The organism is Shewanella fidelis ATCC BAA-318, assembly GCF_000518605.1.
Lineage (GTDB): Bacteria > Pseudomonadota > Gammaproteobacteria > Enterobacterales > Shewanellaceae > Shewanella > Shewanella fidelis.
The window spans coordinates 63,700-80,386 of sequence record NZ_JADX01000023.1 but is presented as its reverse complement, the minus strand read 5'-3'; the positions used below and the strand labels follow the sequence as shown (position 1 = coordinate 80,386).

Here is a 16,687-nt window from a genome sequence, read left to right as displayed (position 1 = left end):
GGAAAAACAAAATCAAACTTTTACATATTGCTATGAACACTCGTTCATTAAGAAATTTTTGATTACATCAACGATGTAATTTCGAATAACTTAATCTCTGTGAGTGTCCACACAGATTTGCTTGTCATATTGTTAAAGAGCGTTGCCAGCTTGGTGTTCTTGCGAACCGCTTCAAGTGGCTAGGGCTGCGTATTCTACACTTCCCGTTGTTGGCGTCAAGCGTTTATTTTAAGAAGTTTTTCAAGCGTTGCTTTCTTAATCAGAAGTCGCCGCATGAAGCTCTTAAACCGCTTGTCACCAGATTCAAATCTGTTTCGATTTTTGAATCTCTAACACTGCTGCAAGTCCCGTGCTATCTAGCGTTTCGCTAGGTAGTTGGCCTGCTGTGCCGTGTCAGTGGATGCGCATTATAGGGATGTGAGATTAAAGCGCAAGGGCTGAAACAAATAAAATCGCAGTTTTATAATCGTTTGCTCATAAAACCCACTGACTAGCTACTTTTTAGGCTTTATAATGCTAAAAACACCCTAATTAGGACCTTTAGATGCCAAACTCTAGAAACAAGAACTCACTACGATCCTATAAAGGTGTCGTTCCAACACTTAAAAAAGGTGTTTATATCGATGAAGCTGCGGTTTTAGTGGGTGATATTACATTAGACGAAGATGCCAGTGTTTGGCCTTTAGTGGCTGCCCGCGGGGATGTGAACCGTATTTATATTGGTAAACGTTCCAATATCCAAGATGGCACTGTACTACATGTGACTAGAAAGTCAGCCTCATTACCTGAAGGTCACCCTTTGATTATTGGTGATGATGTGACTATTGGCCATAAGGCTATGTTACATGGTTGCCAAGTAGGTAATCGCATCTTAGTCGGCATGGGGGCAATCATTTTAGATGGGGCAGTGTTAGAAGATGATGTTATCTTAGGAGCCGGCTCGCTCGTACCTCCGGGGAAAGTACTAAAGAGTGGCTTTCTTTATGTTGGCAGCCCGGCTAAACAAGCAAGGCCGCTAACAGATACTGAACTCGCCTTCTTACCACGATCTGCAGACAACTATGTCAGACTCAAAAATGAGTATTTATTGGAAGACGAATAGGTCACAGCGACTTGCATTTAGATAAGCGTCACTCTCCCTTGCTCATCGAATGAGTCTTGTTCGATGAGCATTTCAACCTCTTCTTCTATGTCAAAACGATATTCATCAAATACTGCTAAAACACTCGCCTCGAGTTGTTCATTTTCTTGTTCAAAGGTTATAGATGAAAGCAGGCTTAGTTTATCCAAACTAATACGGCATTCAATATTTGCCCCCTGCACTTGTACGGGAAAGACGATGCTTTGTGTTTGTGGATCCCATTCTTGTAGATCTGGGAACAAAATACTTTGGTTCATTTCAATTTCAAACTTTTCTGAATTTACAGCTCTGCTCTGAGCTGAGTTAATACTGGTTCAACATTTGGTTTGACCTTACGCCAAATATTAAAACTTTCTGCCGCTTGCCCTACCAACATCCCCAAACCATCTATTGTTTGGCTGGCGCCCTGTGCGGTAGCCCAAAGATTAAATGCTGTTGGCTGTTTGCCATACATCATGTCGTAGCAAACAGTTTGCGGAGTTATGGTGTTAGTACTGATGTTGGGTACATCGCCAGTTAAACTTGAAGAGGTCGAGTTGATAATTAAATCATAACTTTGGCCACTATGTTCTATCGGTAGTACATCAACATTGCCAAAAGGTGCAAATAGATTTGCTAACGTTTCTGCTTTAACTTGAGTGCGATTGACTATTGTTAGCTTGGCTATTCCGGCATTCAATAATGGCAAAATGCAGCCCCTTGCAGCCCCACCAGCACCGACCAGTAACACATCTAAACCTTGTAAACTTCCTAAATTTCTTTGTAGATCTGCAACGATACCTAAGCCATCGGTGTTATCACCGCGGATTTTACCATTAGCCAATACCGATAAAGTATTTACCGCACCAGCTAGTTTAGCTTGTTCGCTAAGTTCATCACACAGGGCAAACGCTTGCTCTTTAAATGGTACTGTAACATTTGCGCCGCGACCATTAGCCGCCACAAAGTCTTTAAAACTTGCTTCAAATTCATCTACTGGCGCTAAAATGGCTTCATAAGTGAGCGACTGTGCAGTCTCTTTGGCAAACATGGCGTGTATTTTAGGAGACTTACTGTGGCCAATAGGGTTACCAAATACTGCATATCGTTCAGTCATACTTACTTCTCTATGGTTGCTAGTAAAACTCTAGTGTAACTCGGTTAAACTGTTAGGCAATCGCTTCTGTTACAGTAATTTTCAGCTTTTATATTGTTGTGATTATTTGCAGCGAGAAACCGATCCTCGGTACACTTGCTACAGCCTTTTAATATGAGTTAGAGCAATAAAATGAATTGGTTTAAAAAGATTATTGGTAGACAAGACAACAAGCAAACAACGGCTCAAGATAGAGATCCAAACCAATCTAATGCTTATGATCGTATTGGTGGCGAAAAAGTCATTCGCGCGCTAGCCAAACAATTTTATCGCCAAATGCAAACCACACCAGCGACCCAAGATTTATTGTCGATTCATAGAGCACCCATTGAGGAGTCAGAGCAAAAACTATTTGAATTTTTAAGTGGTTGGCTTGGCGGACCGCAACTTTACCAACAAAAGTATGGCCACCCTGCGCTACGAGCGCGGCACATGCCATTTAAAGTTGATGAAGCAATGCGGGATCAGTGGCTATTATGTATGAAAGCAGCGATAGAATTAGAGATAAAAGATCCGCAACATCAGCATGCAATATATAGTGCAATCTCGACATTAGCAGATCACATGCGTAATCAATAACAACGACGCTATTATTGATTACGCACCTAGATTCCCCCACCGACTTATAGGCTTAACCAATCTCTTGGCTTAAGGAAGTCACTATACAGTAGCGACTCTGGGCTGCCAGCTTCTGGTGTGTAAGCATATTGCCAGCGAACCTAGACTGACGCATAGACTTATAAGCTTAACCAGTCTCTTGGCTTAAGGAAGTCACTATACAATAGCGACTCAGGGCTGCCAGTTGCTGGTGTGTAAGCATATTGCCAACGGACCTAGACTGACTGCATAGACTTATAGGCTTAACCAGTCTCTTGGCTTAAGGAAGTCACTATACAGTAGCGACTCAGGGCTGCCGGCTTCTGGTGTGTAAGCATATTGCCAACGGACTAACGGCGGCATCGACATTAAAATAGATTCTGTACGACCGCCTGTTTGTAAGCCAAACAGTGTGCCACGGTCATATACCAAGTTAAACTCAACGTAACGGCCGCGACGATAAAGCTGGAATTGGCGCTCATGTTCGCCATACTCCGTATCTTTACGGCGTTCAACAATCGGCGCGTAAGCCGTTAAGAAACCATTTCCCACGGCCTGCATAAAGGCAAAGCTCTGCTCAAACCCTTGCTTATTGAGATCATCAAAGAATAAGCCACCTACACCACGAGTTTCATTACGGTGTGGCAGCCAAAAGTATTCATCACACCACTGCTTATATTTGGGATAAACCTCTTCACCAAACGGCTCACATAACGCTTTAGCGCTTTGGTGCCATTCCACAACATCTTCTAAATATGGGTAATATGGCGTTAAGTCAAAGCCGCCACCGAACCACCACACAGGATCGGCACCGTCTTTATTGGCAATAAAAAAACGCACATTGGCGTGGGTAGTAGGAATATGTGGATTATTAGGGTGAATAACTAGCGAAACCCCCATAGCTTCAAAACTACGCCCAGCTAGCTCTGGTCGATGGGCTGTTGCCGATGCTGGCATGGAAGCGCCTGTTACATGCGAAAAATTAACCCCTGCTTGTTCAAATACAGCACCACCGGTAAGCACACGACTTTGTCCACCGCCGCCCTCTTCACGCTTCCAAGAGTCTTCTGCAAATTTAGCCACGCCATCTAGGGTTTCTAATCCATTACAAATACGGTTTTGAAGATCGAGTAAGAAAGCTTTAACTACTGCTGGATCTGGTGTGCTCATATTATTCCTTTTTATAGTGGCTAATTAACCTTGTCGTAAAATGGCGCCTGTTTTGGCGTCGATAATGGTTGAAGGGGATGCTTGAGTTCCTAACTCCCCTTTTACTAATCCGGCAATCTTGCCGGTAAACTGCTGCTTGATGCTTGCAACTGATAATGCTGGTTCTTGCCCTGACAAATTGGCGCTGGTCGATACCACAGGTTTATTGATAGCAGCACATATGGCTTTAACTCCCTCATGCGCTGTCACGCGTACAGCGATAGAGTCAAAACTCCCACTGAGCAACGGCGAAAGACCTGGCTTAATTGGCATAATAAAAGTAAACGGCCCAGGCCATTTACTCTTAACAAACGCTAACTGCTCTGCAGAGAGTTGTGACTCATCAATATAGGGGGTGAGTTGATGATAATCCCCAGCGACAAGGATAAGCCCCTTTTGCCAAGGGCGCTGTTTGATCTGCAGTAATTGCTCAATAGCATCGTTATTATCAGGATCACAACCTAAACCATATACAGCTTCAGTTGGATAGGCGATAACACCACCTTGCTCAATTAGTTCGGCTACATCAGCAGGTAATACTTCTAACATTGGTCTCTCTTTATTTTTATACATTGAGCTTTCGCGTTAAAGCGGACGTTTATACTTGCATGTTTTCTCAGGGCACTCTAAGCGCATCCCGGCCGCACCTTTTCGCTCGACCAAAATACCAAAACCACAGTCAGGGCAAGCTTCTGCACGCGGTGGATAGTTAACCAAAAACTTACACTTAGGATAAGCACTACACGCATAAAACGACTTGCCAAAACGGCTGGTACGATGCTCTATATGACCTGTTTTGCATTTAGGGCACGGGATTTCATCTTGCGTATTAGCCTGATCGTGCTTCTCAATATGGTGGCACTCTGGGTAGTTAGTACAGCCAATAAAAATACCAAAGCGTCCAGACTTTACCGCTAACTCATTACCACAGTCAGGACAAACAGAACCCTGGATCACTTGTGTTTCAATTGACTCGTGCTGAACCAAAGGCCTTGTATAGTCACAGCTTGGGTAGTTATTACAACCAATAAAACCACCGTGCTTACTATTTTTTACTGACAACTCGCAGCCACATTTAGGGCAAAGCTCAAACTCTTTTTCAAGAGCGTGCTCATGAGTAGTAAACAGTTGCTGATCGATTTTCGCCATGATTGTCTCAATTCATCTATATCACGCTATTCTACCAAGGAATTGGCTAAGTTTTATATTCCAATGTTAGAATTTAGTAAAAGGTGATGATATATTGTATCCAATAATATAAGGAACTACATATTAGGGAATAAAAATGACCTCACCCTCTAAGCTCTCTACAACAATTATAGCGACTTTGTTGGTTACACTTTCTGGTTGTAGTAACCACATACAGCAACCAATCAATCAGCAGCTTATTAGCCAAATCAGCTCAACTTCAGAAGCAGACTTATTTAACGCACAAAACCCACTGTTAACTAAAGACAATTTTTTACAAGCTAGCATTGCATTAGGTGCCACTGAAAACACCGATACCATAGATCAACTCCTCTATTATTTTCGTGCTTTTAGTTATTACGGACCAACTGACGAGCTAACTGAGAAAGAGATAACCACTCTAGCTACTGCATTAGAACAACTAGCTAACTCAGGCCGACTTAATAATCAACCGCGCTTACAAGAACAATACGCCGTAACCTTGTATCGTTACTTTGCAAGTAATGATGCCGCATTAGCCCTAGCGCCGCTTCTGCCGCAACTAGGAGTTCAACTACAACAACTTGCTGCTTCATCGGCTAGTTTAACTAATGACTACGGTTTATTAGAAACACTGAAGGCCTATGGCTTTCTGCTGAACAAAGCACGTAAAGATATGGATGGCGAGTTAAACAAGACTTTGATTAACGCCGACCTCGACTCGCCATTACTCGATTTTGCAGCCAGCTCCCAAAGTATTCGCGCAGACAAAGACTGGCCATTAACGAATGCATACTGGGCGTTAGCTTTATATCGTTTATCACTGCCTTCATCTGAAGATGGCGAGCCGACAGAGCAAGAGCTCGCAATAGATAACGCTGTATCTGCTATTGCCAAAGCTGATGTGGCAAACCGTGGTGATGCCGCTAAGGATGCCTACACCGCAGGCTTTCATGTCAACGTATTTGCCGGCCAAGAACTGTGTGAAAACAATAGCGATATTTGCCGCATACCAGAACTAAAAACAGCTCTACCAATCGAACATCACTGCTCTGACTCGCTATTTATATTAACCCAAGATTTAAACGAGCAAGAATTAGCAGAGAGTTGCACCAAGCTAACGTCGCAAGAATCAAGCTTTCATCGTTTGTTAGAAACAGAACTAAAGCCAACGCCAAATGACTTTAATACCGCCCTTAGAGTAGTTGCATTTAAAAACTGGAGCCAATACCACCTTTATGGTCAGCTCATTTTCGACATTAATACCGACAACGGCGGTATGTATATAGAAGGCAAACCATCAAAGCCTGGCAACCAAGCCACTTTCTTTGCCTATCGCCAATGGTGGATTGAGCCAGAGTTCAAAGTTTGGAACCTTAATCATGAATATGTGCACTATTTAGATGGTCATTTTGTAAAGTACGCAGGCTTTGGTCATTTCCCATCGAAAATGGTGTGGTGGTCTGAAGGCTTGGCTGAGTATGTCTCTAAAGGCGATAACAATCCATCAGCGCTGCGGGTTATCAAGCGAGACATTAACGAAGCACCTACGCTGGAAGAGATCTTTGCAACTGAATACAAAGATGGCCAAGACAGAACTTATAAGTGGAGCTATATGGCTATTCGTTTTTTAGCTGAAAACCATCACCAAGAGTTTGTACAGTTGAGTAAATATCTAAAGACTGACTACTTTGAGGGTTATGAGCAACTCATGCAGTCATTGACAGCACATCAAGCCCAATTCTCTGATTGGCTAACAGTCCAAGTAGAGGCGTTTGATGATATAGAAGCCGACAGCAAACGAAGACTGCACAAACAAGGGCGCTATGATTACCGAGACTACTTACAACCACAGCATTTAGCCCACGGTGCAAACCACCTGAAATTTTAAATTCACTTAAAACGAAAAAGGAGGCTGAGGCCTCCTTTGTGTTAATGATAACGCTAATTATGAATGTAAACGTCCATCTGGTTGCTCAAAGATAAGATCTTCCATCTGCGCATAAGCAGACTCATGACCAGGAGCATTAAATAACACCATTAAGATCACCCACTTCAAGTCATCTAAATTCAATGTTGGCTCATCGATTTGCATCACTCGATCAATAACCATTTCTCGAGTCTCTACATTGAGCACTTTAATCTGCTCTAAAAACAGTAAAAAACCACGACTTTCGACGTCAATTTTTTCCATTTCATCTTTAGTATAAATGCGGAATGAATGCTGATCGTGGTTACAAAGGTATGGCGTGCCCGCTTCTTGCAGATCTGCTAATTGCTCCAACCAAGACAGGGCTTTAATAATTTCACTTTGGTGAAATCCTGCGCGTGTTAGTTCTTTAGTAAGTTCGTCTTCATCAACCAGAAGTTCAACTTCACTATGCACATAGTTTTCAAATAAATACATGAGGATATCAAACATGGCTAGCTCCTCTTTAATCTTATATAACCACCAGGCACTGCAGTAATCCAACCCTGCAACTCGAGTTCAAGCAATTGCTCCAATACTAGCTCTATGGTTTTTCCACTATGTTCAACTACGTCATCTATCGTTGTAGTCTCATAGCCTACACTAGCTAACAGCGAGGAAAATGGCAAATCAGAGGCGCTTTCCCCCCCTATATGGTGACACGCTTTTAATTCTTCAAGGTGATAATTTGATAAAGCGCTAACTTCTTCCAAAATATCGGTTACCGACTCAACCAACTTGGCACCTTCGCGTATTAATTTATGACAGCCTTCACTTTGCCCACTTAGCACACTTCCCGGAACCGCAAACACCTCACGACCTTGTTCATTCGCTAAACGCGCAGTAATTAAGGAACCACTTTTAACACTCGCTTCAACAACTAGAGTTCCCATAGTTAAGCCACTAATAATGCGATTCCGCTTAGGGAAATTGCCCGCATGAGGTTTAGTTTCTGGCCAAAACTCAGCGAGTACACAGCCTTGAGTTTGAATGTCATGATAAATACTTCGGTGACGTTTAGGATAAATCACTTCGACACCCGTACCCAATACAGCAATACTCGGACAATCACTATCAATTGCAGCTTGATGAGCGACACCGTCTATTCCTAACGCCATTCCACTCGTTACACACATGCCACTTGCAGCCAGTTGTGAACTTAACTCATAAGCCACTTTTTTTCCGCCAATCGTCCCATTGCGACTGCCAACAACAGCAATGCTGGGTAACAGTAACGCATTAATGTTACCCTTTAAAAACAATATAGTGGGAGGGTCATTCAGTTGCTTTAGTAGCGGCGGATAGATGGGATCATCAGGACATATTAAGTGGTGACTATCACTGCTTTGTTGCCAAGCCAACGCCTCCTCAACTAACGAGTAATTGGGAGTAAAACAGCTACGCAGTAATGATTCAGGTAGCGGCAACGCTTGCGGCTCATGCACTAACCTCTGCTTAAGCTCCGCAATATTCATTTGCTTTACTAGTTGCTTAATCCGAGCTGGACCTAGCCCAGATACAGAAGAAACAACTAGCCAATCGACCAGTGTATTATTGATAGTTCATCCTTGATTAATTGATACTGCATCCTGCAATATCGACCAGCAAACTAAATTAGCATATAGCCGATTTATTCGCTGATACTAGCCTGCTCGGGGTTCGTTAGCTTATCTGCCACTCTTACAGGGCGCTCATTCACGAGTATGATCCCCATACTGGTTTTATCAAATACCTTAAATACCATTAACTCACCACGGTATAAATCTGGCATTTTTACTGCGCTATCTGAAGATAAATTGGCAAGTATTTTGTCATAGCGGTTACGCTCATATGGCTGCACTGGTGTGCCGTCGCTATCAATTACCACAACTTTACCATCTTTAAAGATAGAGAACACATCACCCGTTGCAACGCCATCATTCGCGCCTTTATCAAGATACACCACATCTAGCTTACCCATGGCTCTAACATCTTTACCTGAAGCGAGCACGGTTGCAGGCTCAGCTAACTGCGCAGCTCGAGGCATAAAATAAGCCGACATTAGCGAATCATCTTCGATTGGTAACACTCGATAACCGGCCTCTGTTTCGCGTAAATTGCTGAGCAATTTAACCTTAGAAACTTCACCAGACTCGATAACTCGACCTGAAGCTGACAGCACAACCTCTAAACCTAAGCTATCACCTTCGCTATTTGTAAACTCACGCCCTTCAGCGTACACCCCAAGCTTGGCACCAACCGCTAGCTTGCCATGTACATAAATGATATCAGAGGTCACATGAAACTTTGACGAACTCTCTCCGCCCATCACTTTAGGCTGTTGCTCAAACCAGTCACCGTCTACAACACGGTTTTGTAGTAAATAAGGTTGGATCAGTGATAAATCTATCGCAGGAATAGCGCCATCTTTAGCCGATATACGCCCTTCTGGACTCTTCCTCACATGAGGCTTCATGACTAAACGCGGTTCACCGTCGATAAAAACTAAAGTGAGTTTATCGCCGGGGTAAATTAAATGTGGATTGGCTACCTGAGGATTGACTCCCCATAGTTTAGGCCAGCGCCATGGATCATTTAAAAATGTGGCAGAGATATCCCAAAGCGTATCGCCTTTCTTCACCACATAAGAGTCGGGGTGACCAGACTTTAGCGTCAGGGTGTCAGCGAAAGCAAAAGTACAACCAAATATAAGTGAAGCTAGTAATATTAACCGTTTCATCAAGGTATCCGTGCCTTATTGCTCTTTTATTAAAGTATTAATAGAGCTTTTGCTGTTATTGAATGCCGCTAACGACTAAAATTGAGCCATTAGCAAAAGTCAGTATAACCAACTGGCTCAAATTTGACAGACTTGTTAAGAGTTTAGGTATGAGTTTACTAAAAGTTTTACAATTTCCAGATGAAAGATTACGCACAGTTGCCAAGCCAATTACTGTGTTTGACGATGCACTGCAAACCCAAATCGATGACATGTTCGAAACCATGTACGAAGAAAAAGGCATAGGTTTAGCTGCAACACAGGTGAACTACCACCATCAGTTAATCGTGATGGATCTCCAAGATGATGTTGAACGCCCTAAGGTGTTTATCAACCTTGAGATTATTAAAAAAAGTGGTGAGTTCACTAATGAAGAAGGCTGTTTATCTGTGCCTGGCGTTTACGCAAAAGTTGAACGTGCCGAATTTGTAACAATCAAAGCCCTAGACCGTTTTGGTAAAGAGTTCACTCTTGAAGCTGATGAGCTATTCGCAATCTGTTTGCAGCATGAATTAGACCATTTATCAGGTAAGTTGTTTGTCGACTACTTGTCGCCACTAAAGCGTCAACGTATCAAACAAAAACTTGAAAAAGCAGCCCGTCTAGAAGCCAAACAAGGATAAATCTTTGAAACCATTAAACGTTATTTTTGCAGGAACACCAGACTTTGCTGCACGCCATCTTCAAGCGCTAATTGATTCTGAACACAACGTCATTGCGGTATATACCCAACCAGACAGACCCGCTGGCCGTGGTAAAAAACTGCAAGCGAGTCCAGTAAAAGCCTTAGCGCTTGAAAATGATATTGCTGTTTACCAACCAAAATCTCTGCGCGACGAAGATGCCCAAGCAGAATTAGCCGCACTCAATGCCGACATTATGGTTGTCGTTGCTTACGGGCTGATCTTGCCTAAAGTGGTATTAGATACCCCTCGTCTTGGCTGCATTAACGTTCATGGTTCAATTTTACCGCGCTGGCGTGGCGCTGCCCCTATCCAACGCGCATTATGGGCAGGCGACAGCGAAACCGGTGTCACCATTATGCAGATGGATATTGGCTTAGATACTGGCGATATGCTGCTAAAAACTCAGCTAAAAATCGAAGATAGTGACACTTCTGCCACCCTTTATGAAAAGCTTGCAGAGCAAGGGCCAACAGCATTAGTTGAAGCATTAGCCGGTATTGCTGAAGATAGACTACCAGCAGAAAAACAAGATGAAGCATTGGCTAACTACGCCGAGAAGTTATCAAAAGAAGAAGCCCGTTTGGACTGGTCTAAATCTGCTACAGCACTATGGCGAGAGATCCGCGCCTTTAACCCGTGGCCAGTAAGCCATTATGATCATGAAGGCAATACCATCAAAGTTTGGCAGAGCCATGTTAGTAATGAAACCAGCACAAAGCAGCCAGGCACCATTTTATCTGCGGACAAAAATGGCATCAGCATTGCGACAGGTGAAGGCGTATTAACCATCACGCAAATGCAACTACCAGGTAAGAAGCCGTTAAGCGTTGCCGATATTCTCAACTCAAAAGCAGAGTGGTTTACCCCAGGAACTGTGCTAACAGGTTCTGACAATCAAGAGGCTTAATCAGCAATGAATTTAAGAGCGTTGGCCGCCAAGGTCGTTTTTCAGGTGCTAGAAAAAGGTATCTCACTGTCTGTAGCCTTGCCTGAGCAACAAAAAAATCTCGAAAATGGCAAAGATAAAGCACTGCTTGCTGAGCTTTGTTACGGTGTAATGCGATATTTGCCGCAGCTTGATAAACAAGTTAGCGACTGCATGAGCAAACAGATGAAAGGCAAGCAGCGTATCGTCCACCAGCTTTTGCTAGTGGGTTGCTACCAGCTATATTTTACTCGCATTCCGAGCCATGCCGCGATATCTGAAACAGCAGAAGCTTGTCGTCAGTTAAAGTTCGAAGGTTTAGTCAAAGTGGTCAACGGCGTATTACGTAATATTCAACGCCAAGAAAAGCCACTGGCAACTGACAACGACACCTTGGCATATAACACTCCAGCTTGGATCATTAAGCGTCTAAAAGAAGCCTACCCTGATAGCTGGCAGAATGTGATAGAGCAAAGTCATGAACGCCCACCTATGTGGCTGCGTAATAACCAGCAATCACAAACAAGAGAAACCTATTTACAAGCATTAGCGGGTCTAGATATTGAAGCTGAAGCTGGCAATAGCCCAGACTCAATTCTATTGAGCAGCCCACGTGATGTGATGCAACTGCCCGGTTTTGAAACTGGCGCAGCATCGGTACAAGATGGCGCTGCGCAATGGGCTGCTACATTGCTTGCTCCACAAGGTGAAGAGCTGGTGCTTGACGCCTGTGCCGCGCCCGGTGGTAAAAGCTGCCACTTATTAGAGTTGGCGCCAAACATTAAGTTAGTCGCTGTCGACTTTGATGCTAAGCGTCTTGAGCGCGTACAGCAAAACTTAGATAGATTGTCACTTACAGCTGAAGTTATCCATGGTGACGCTGCAGATATCGATTCTTGGTGGCAAGGTGAGAAATTCGACCGTATTCTGCTCGATGCGCCCTGCTCTGCAACTGGGGTTATTCGTCGTCACCCGGACATCAAATGGCTTAGAAAAAACAACGATATTGAAGAATTGGCACAACTGCAGTCAAAAATATTCGATCACTGCTGGAAGTGGCTAAAGCCAGGTGGCACACTCTTGTATGCAACCTGTTCAATTTTGCCACAGGAAAACAAAGATCAAGTGAGCGCATTTTTAGCCAGAACGCCTGATGCGACTTTAGTACCGATTGAAGAACAAGCTAACCCAAATGATATTGGCTGGCAGATTGTTCCGGGACAAAACAGTATGGACGGCTTCTATTACGCTCGCCTAGTGAAGGATTAGTACGGCAATGAAAATTATCATTTTGGGTGCAGGACAAGTTGGCGGCACATTAGCTGAGAACTTAGTAGGTGAGAATAATGACATCACCATTGTTGATAGTGATAAAAACCGCCTACGCAGCCTACAAGACAAATACGATTTACGTGTCATCGTCGGCCATGGCGCGCACCCAAGTGTGTTAAAAGAAGCTGGCGCTGAAGATGCCGACATGTTGATCGCGGTGACCAATAGCGACGAATGTAATATGGCTGCCTGCCAAATTGCTTATTCGCTATATGGTACGCCGACCAAAATTGCCCGAATTCGCTCAGAACAATATCTTGGCCTACGTGACAAGCTATTTATCGACAGTGAAACCAAGCAAGCAGAAAATCGCCCTCGTGGCGGCTTTATTATTGATGAGCTAATTGCTCCTGAACAACTTGTTACTGCCTACATAGGCCGCCTCGTTGAGTACCCGGGAGCATTGCAGGTACTCGAGTTTGCCGAAGGTCGCTTAAGTTTAGTTGCAGTGCGCGCTTATTATGGTGGACCGCTCGTTGGTAATGCTCTAGCAGCACTGCGCGAACACATGCCTAATATTGATACCCGAGTAGCAGCTATCTTTCGGCAAGGTCGCCCTATTATGCCGCGTGGTACCACAATTATTGAAGCCGATGACGAAGTGTTTTTCGTTGCCGACAGCCGCCACGTGCGTGCAGTTATGAGCGAAATGCAAAAGCTAGATAATTCTTACCGCAATATCATGATTGCCGGTGGTGGTAACATTGGTTTAGGTTTAGCAAAACAACTACAACGCAATCATTCAGTAAAGCTGATCGAACGTAAACAAGAGCGTGCTGAAGAGCTATCTGAAAAGCTTGAAAACACTACAGTTTTTTGTGGTGACGCCTCTGATCAAGAGTTGCTGTTAGAAGAGCATATCGACCAGACCGATGTATTCATCGCGGTCACGAATGACGATGAAGCCAACATTATGGCTGCACTACTCGCTAAGCGTATGGGGGCGAAAAAAGTCATGGTGCTTATCCAGCGTGAAGCCTATGTTGATATTGTCCAAGAAGCCAATATCGATATTGCTATCTCTCCTCAACAAGCGACGATCTCAGCGCTGCTGACCCATATTCGTCAAGGTGATATTTGTAACGTGTACTCGTTACGTCGTGGCGCAGCAGAAGCTATCGAAGCGATTGCCCACGGTGATTCAAATACCTCTAAAGTTGTTGGTAAACAAATTAGCGAAATCAAGTTACCACCAGGTACAACTATTGGTGCTATCGTGCGTGATGAAGAAGTATTAATGGCTCACGATAAAACTGTCATTGAGCAAGGTGATCACGTCATTCTCTTCTTGGTAAACAAGAAGTTTATTGGCGAAGTTGAAAAACTGTTCCAACCGAGTGCGTTCTTCTTTTAGTTGTATTTAAAATCAAGATAATTATCAGCCAAAGCCATACTCTGGCTGATCATTTCTAAAATATAAACGCGCTTTTATTTGGGCGCGATTATATGGAGTACCGTAGCAACTGATGTGATACACACATAATGTGCTTATCACATCAACTAAACTCTCGCAGAGCGGTGAAATCTTTATACTCATTGGTATAAAAAATTATGCTGAACTATCGTCCTCTACTATTTATTCTGGGGATCTTCTTATCAACACTGACAGTGTTTATGTTGATCCCCGGCGCCTTTGCCCTTTATTACGGCGAAGAAACTATTGCTGCCTTTATGATCTCTTCTTTAGTCTCTGGCAGTGCCGCTAGTTTCTGTATGCATCAAGGGCAAAATAGCCGTTTACACCTCAACATCCGTGACATGTTCTTATTAACAAGCTTAACTTGGTTAATTGTTAGCTTGTTTGCCGCAATGCCGTTTACCTTGTATCACGGCATTAACTATACCGACGCCTTCTTTGAAACCATGTCAGGGATCACCACCACAGGCTCAACAGTGTTGTCAGGCCTAGATACCATGGATCACAGCATTTTAATTTGGCGTTCGCTGCTACAATGGATGGGTGGCATCGGGTTTATTGTGATGGCCGTGGCAGTACTACCTTTTTTAAACGTCGGTGGTATGCGCTTATTTAGAACAGAATCGTCAGATTGGAGTGATAAAACCACCCCACGCACTCAACACATGGCTAAAAGCCTTTTTCTGGTGTATTGCCTACTCACCTTTTTATGTTTTTTGGCTTATCACAATAGCGGCATGAATTGGTTTGAAGCCATCAACCATGCTATGACCACACTATCGACGGGTGGCTACTCCACTTCTGATAAATCAATGGCTGCGTTTTCAAATGAAGCTCACTGGGTTGGCACCACATTTATGCTTGCTGGCGGTTTACCACTGTTGATGTTTGTCTATATGGCGCAACAGCGCTCCGTTAAAGTGTGGAACGATGCCCAAGTAAAAGGCTTTCTAAAGTTTGTTATCTTTGTTTCTTGCTCTCTTGCTTTATGGCTGTGGAGCAGCAGAGAAATTGCTCCGCTCGATGCCCTACGCCTTGCCAGCTTTAATGTTGTTTCAGTAGTGACAACAACTGGCTATGGCCTTACCGATTACACCGCTTGGGGCGCTTTGGCAAATATTGCCTTTCTATTTCTAATGTTTGTCGGCAGTTGCTCTGGGTCGACATCCGGCGGCATCAAAATATTTCGTTTTCAAATTGCTGGCGCCATCATGCGAGAGCAACTTAAACAGCAGTTTCATCCCAATGGCGTGTTCAAAGAACGTTATAACAAACGGGTGATCAGAGAAGATATTGTCCGCTCGCTTGTGACTTTTATTTTGCTATTTGTCATGGTGATAGTGTTACTGTCGATCATATTGGTACTCACTGGATTAGATCCAATAACCAGCTTTACCGGAGCGATTACTGCGGTAACAAATGTTGGTCCAGGGCTTGGCGGAACAATTGGCCCAGCAGGCAATTTTGCCAGTTTGCCCGATGTGGCTAAATGGGCGTTAGCTGTAGGTATGTTACTTGGTCGCTTAGAGATCTTAACCGTGGCGGTACTATTTCACCCAAGCTTTTGGAAGTACTAAGTTATATCACTGTTTGATATAAAAAGGCCTCTATGGGGAGGCCTTTTTCACTCTAAGTTTATTTAGCTAAACTCACTAAATGTTCTGCGTAAACTTTGACATCTTCCCAGTCAGTGTAATCAATAACCGCCTTCGGATCTGTCGGGCCATCAGTGATCTTCATAATTAATTGGATCATCATTCTGTCGTACCAGCGCCATGACGGGTAATCCACCTTACCGGCAATCACTTTAACATCGTTAGGCTTCCACGCAGACAGCTCAATAAACTTCTGTAGATACTTATTGTTTTCTGGAATGCGCTTTTCTGGGTTACGCGCAACCACGTTAACACTAAAAAAGCTAGCAGGCTTTGCGCTTAGCTGTGCTTGATGCTCTGCAACAAATTCGAATACAGATTTATGATACGAACCATAAAGCACACAGGCACCGAGCGCGATTACATCATATTTAGCCCAATCTATACCTTCAGCTTTTGCTTCGTTGATATGCATCATATCGCACTGATGACCAGTAGCAGCAAGATGCTCAGCAACTGCACGACTGATTCTTGCTGTATGGCCACCGCGTGAATAATAGAGTACCAGAACAGATTTCATCTTTATTCCAATAGAGAATGTATTGTTTAACAACATTGTTGCAGTAATTAATACTTTTTAAAGATTAATAGCTCACAATTTAGGTATAGCTCATATTATCAACATCAAAAATTGTGAGAATAACAAACCATGAGTATATTGTTTTAGCAGTTCAACTCAATTAGAATTAACTAATA

General features: G+C 43.4%; 17 protein-coding genes and 1 pseudogene. 8 read left to right on the top strand and 10 right to left on the bottom strand.

What is annotated here, in order from left to right; genetic code table 11:
* The first annotated feature begins 544 nt into the window (after positions 1 to 544).
* Positions 545 to 1,102, top strand: a complete 558-nt coding sequence (locus L884_RS0112415) for a gamma carbonic anhydrase family protein (protein WP_028767817.1) — start codon at positions 545 to 547, stop codon at positions 1,100 to 1,102.
* A gap of 17 nt (positions 1,103 to 1,119) precedes the next feature.
* Here the strand turns inward: L884_RS0112415 and L884_RS0112410 are convergent, their stop codons facing one another.
* Both L884_RS0112410 and aroE read right to left on the bottom strand, forming a co-directional pair.
* Positions 1,120 to 1,398 carry a DUF1488 family protein gene (locus tag L884_RS0112410; protein ID WP_028767816.1) on the bottom strand — a complete coding sequence of 93 codons (279 nt, stop codon included), beginning with the start codon at positions 1,396 to 1,398 and terminating at the stop codon, positions 1,120 to 1,122.
* Between the two features lie 23 nt (positions 1,399 to 1,421).
* Complete coding sequence (gene aroE / locus L884_RS0112405; RefSeq protein WP_028767815.1) at positions 1,422 to 2,237, bottom strand: shikimate dehydrogenase; 816 nt, start codon at positions 2,235 to 2,237, stop codon at positions 1,422 to 1,424.
* Positions 2,238 to 2,408: 171 nt separating this feature from the next.
* On the opposite strand from aroE, the gene L884_RS0112400 reads away from it, so the two are divergent.
* Complete coding sequence (locus L884_RS0112400; protein WP_028767814.1) at positions 2,409 to 2,855, top strand: group II truncated hemoglobin; 447 nt, start codon at positions 2,409 to 2,411, stop codon at positions 2,853 to 2,855.
* 44 nt (positions 2,856 to 2,899) lie between these two features.
* Here the strand turns inward: L884_RS0112400 and L884_RS23320 are convergent.
* From L884_RS23320 to L884_RS0112385, 4 genes and pseudogenes are all read right to left on the bottom strand, one after another.
* A pseudogene (locus tag L884_RS23320) lies at positions 2,900 to 2,995 on the bottom strand (oxygen-dependent coproporphyrinogen oxidase); the annotation flags it as partial.
* A 133-nt stretch (positions 2,996 to 3,128) separates the two neighbouring features.
* Complete coding sequence (gene hemF, locus L884_RS0112395; protein ID WP_028767813.1) at positions 3,129 to 4,043, bottom strand: oxygen-dependent coproporphyrinogen oxidase; 915 nt, start codon at positions 4,041 to 4,043, stop codon at positions 3,129 to 3,131.
* Positions 4,044 to 4,067: 24 nt separating this feature from the next.
* Positions 4,068 to 4,631 (bottom strand): L-threonylcarbamoyladenylate synthase type 1 TsaC, encoded by a 564-nt coding sequence (tsaC, locus tag L884_RS0112390; protein WP_028767812.1) that lies wholly within the window; start codon positions 4,629 to 4,631, stop codon positions 4,068 to 4,070.
* 36 nt (positions 4,632 to 4,667) lie between these two features.
* A complete protein-coding gene (locus tag L884_RS0112385; protein WP_028767811.1) occupies positions 4,668 to 5,231 on the bottom strand; it encodes a DNA topoisomerase family protein in 564 nt (187 codons plus the stop codon).
* A gap of 136 nt (positions 5,232 to 5,367) precedes the next feature.
* Between L884_RS0112385 and L884_RS0112380 the strand changes: the two genes are divergently transcribed.
* A complete protein-coding gene (locus tag L884_RS0112380) occupies positions 5,368 to 7,140 on the top strand; it encodes a collagenase (protein ID WP_028767810.1) in 1,773 nt (590 codons plus the stop codon).
* Positions 7,141 to 7,197: 57 nt separating this feature from the next.
* On the opposite strand, the gene L884_RS0112375 is transcribed toward L884_RS0112380, so the two are convergent.
* The 3 genes from L884_RS0112375 to L884_RS0112365 all read right to left on the bottom strand — a co-directional run bounded on the left by L884_RS0112375 (position 7,198) and on the right by L884_RS0112365 (position 9,937).
* On the bottom strand, positions 7,198 to 7,671 hold the full coding sequence (locus L884_RS0112375) for a DUF494 family protein (protein ID WP_028767809.1): 474 nt from the start codon (positions 7,669 to 7,671) through the stop codon (positions 7,198 to 7,200).
* A 2-nt stretch (positions 7,672 to 7,673) separates the two neighbouring features.
* Positions 7,674 to 8,693 carry a DNA-processing protein DprA gene (dprA, locus tag L884_RS0112370; protein WP_028767808.1) on the bottom strand — a complete coding sequence of 340 codons (1,020 nt, stop codon included), beginning with the start codon at positions 8,691 to 8,693 and terminating at the stop codon, positions 7,674 to 7,676.
* Positions 8,694 to 8,848: 155 nt separating this feature from the next.
* On the bottom strand, positions 8,849 to 9,937 hold the full coding sequence (locus L884_RS0112365; protein ID WP_028767807.1) for a LysM peptidoglycan-binding domain-containing protein: 1,089 nt from the start codon (positions 9,935 to 9,937) through the stop codon (positions 8,849 to 8,851).
* A gap of 149 nt (positions 9,938 to 10,086) precedes the next feature.
* Between L884_RS0112365 and def the strand changes: the two genes are divergently transcribed.
* The 5 genes from def to L884_RS0112340 all read left to right on the top strand — a co-directional run bounded on the left by def (position 10,087) and on the right by L884_RS0112340 (position 15,913).
* The gene (gene def, locus L884_RS0112360; RefSeq protein ID WP_028767806.1) at positions 10,087 to 10,599 is read left to right on the top strand and encodes a peptide deformylase; all 513 of its coding nucleotides are present in this window, start codon (positions 10,087 to 10,089) and stop codon (positions 10,597 to 10,599) included.
* Positions 10,600 to 10,603: 4 nt separating this feature from the next.
* Positions 10,604 to 11,569 carry a methionyl-tRNA formyltransferase gene (gene fmt, locus L884_RS0112355; RefSeq protein WP_028767805.1) on the top strand — a complete coding sequence of 322 codons (966 nt, stop codon included), beginning with the start codon at positions 10,604 to 10,606 and terminating at the stop codon, positions 11,567 to 11,569.
* Between the two features lie 6 nt (positions 11,570 to 11,575).
* Entirely contained in the window at positions 11,576 to 12,856 is a 1,281-nt protein-coding gene (rsmB, locus tag L884_RS0112350; protein ID WP_028767804.1) for a 16S rRNA (cytosine(967)-C(5))-methyltransferase RsmB, read from the top strand.
* 7 nt (positions 12,857 to 12,863) lie between these two features.
* Complete coding sequence (trkA, locus tag L884_RS0112345) at positions 12,864 to 14,273, top strand: Trk system potassium transporter TrkA (RefSeq protein ID WP_028767803.1); 1,410 nt, start codon at positions 12,864 to 12,866, stop codon at positions 14,271 to 14,273.
* Positions 14,274 to 14,470: 197 nt separating this feature from the next.
* Positions 14,471 to 15,913 carry a TrkH family potassium uptake protein gene (locus tag L884_RS0112340; RefSeq protein ID WP_028767802.1) on the top strand — a complete coding sequence of 481 codons (1,443 nt, stop codon included), beginning with the start codon at positions 14,471 to 14,473 and terminating at the stop codon, positions 15,911 to 15,913.
* A 58-nt stretch (positions 15,914 to 15,971) separates the two neighbouring features.
* Here the strand turns inward: L884_RS0112340 and hemG are convergent, their stop codons facing one another.
* On the bottom strand, positions 15,972 to 16,511 hold the full coding sequence (hemG, locus tag L884_RS0112335; RefSeq protein ID WP_028767801.1) for a menaquinone-dependent protoporphyrinogen IX dehydrogenase: 540 nt from the start codon (positions 16,509 to 16,511) through the stop codon (positions 15,972 to 15,974).
* Positions 16,512 to 16,687 lie beyond the last annotated feature (176 nt).

Bases quoted from the DNA above. Each gene is read 5' to 3' on its own strand.
- L884_RS0112415 (WP_028767817.1), top strand. From the start codon at position 545: ATGCCAAACTCTAGAAACAAGAACTCACTACGATCCTATAAAGGTGTC.
- L884_RS0112410 (WP_028767816.1), bottom strand. From the start codon at position 1,398: ATGAACCAAAGTATTTTGTTCCCAGATCTACAAGAATGGGATCCACAA.
- aroE (WP_028767815.1), bottom strand. From the start codon at position 2,237: ATGACTGAACGATATGCAGTATTTGGTAACCCTATTGGCCACAGTAAG.
- L884_RS0112400 (WP_028767814.1), top strand. From the start codon at position 2,409: ATGAATTGGTTTAAAAAGATTATTGGTAGACAAGACAACAAGCAAACA.
- hemF (WP_028767813.1), bottom strand. From the start codon at position 4,043: ATGAGCACACCAGATCCAGCAGTAGTTAAAGCTTTCTTACTCGATCTT.
- tsaC (WP_028767812.1), bottom strand. From the start codon at position 4,631: ATGTTAGAAGTATTACCTGCTGATGTAGCCGAACTAATTGAGCAAGGT.
- L884_RS0112385 (WP_028767811.1), bottom strand. From the start codon at position 5,231: ATGGCGAAAATCGATCAGCAACTGTTTACTACTCATGAGCACGCTCTT.
- L884_RS0112380 (WP_028767810.1), top strand. From the start codon at position 5,368: ATGACCTCACCCTCTAAGCTCTCTACAACAATTATAGCGACTTTGTTG.
- L884_RS0112375 (WP_028767809.1), bottom strand. From the start codon at position 7,671: ATGTTTGATATCCTCATGTATTTATTTGAAAACTATGTGCATAGTGAA.
- dprA (WP_028767808.1), bottom strand. From the start codon at position 8,693: ATGAATATTGCGGAGCTTAAGCAGAGGTTAGTGCATGAGCCGCAAGCG.
- L884_RS0112365 (WP_028767807.1), bottom strand. From the start codon at position 9,937: ATGAAACGGTTAATATTACTAGCTTCACTTATATTTGGTTGTACTTTT.
- def (WP_028767806.1), top strand. From the start codon at position 10,087: ATGAGTTTACTAAAAGTTTTACAATTTCCAGATGAAAGATTACGCACA.
- rsmB (WP_028767804.1), top strand. From the start codon at position 11,576: ATGAATTTAAGAGCGTTGGCCGCCAAGGTCGTTTTTCAGGTGCTAGAA.
- trkA (WP_028767803.1), top strand. From the start codon at position 12,864: ATGAAAATTATCATTTTGGGTGCAGGACAAGTTGGCGGCACATTAGCT.
- L884_RS0112340 (WP_028767802.1), top strand. From the start codon at position 14,471: ATGCTGAACTATCGTCCTCTACTATTTATTCTGGGGATCTTCTTATCA.
- hemG (WP_028767801.1), bottom strand. From the start codon at position 16,511: ATGAAATCTGTTCTGGTACTCTATTATTCACGCGGTGGCCATACAGCA.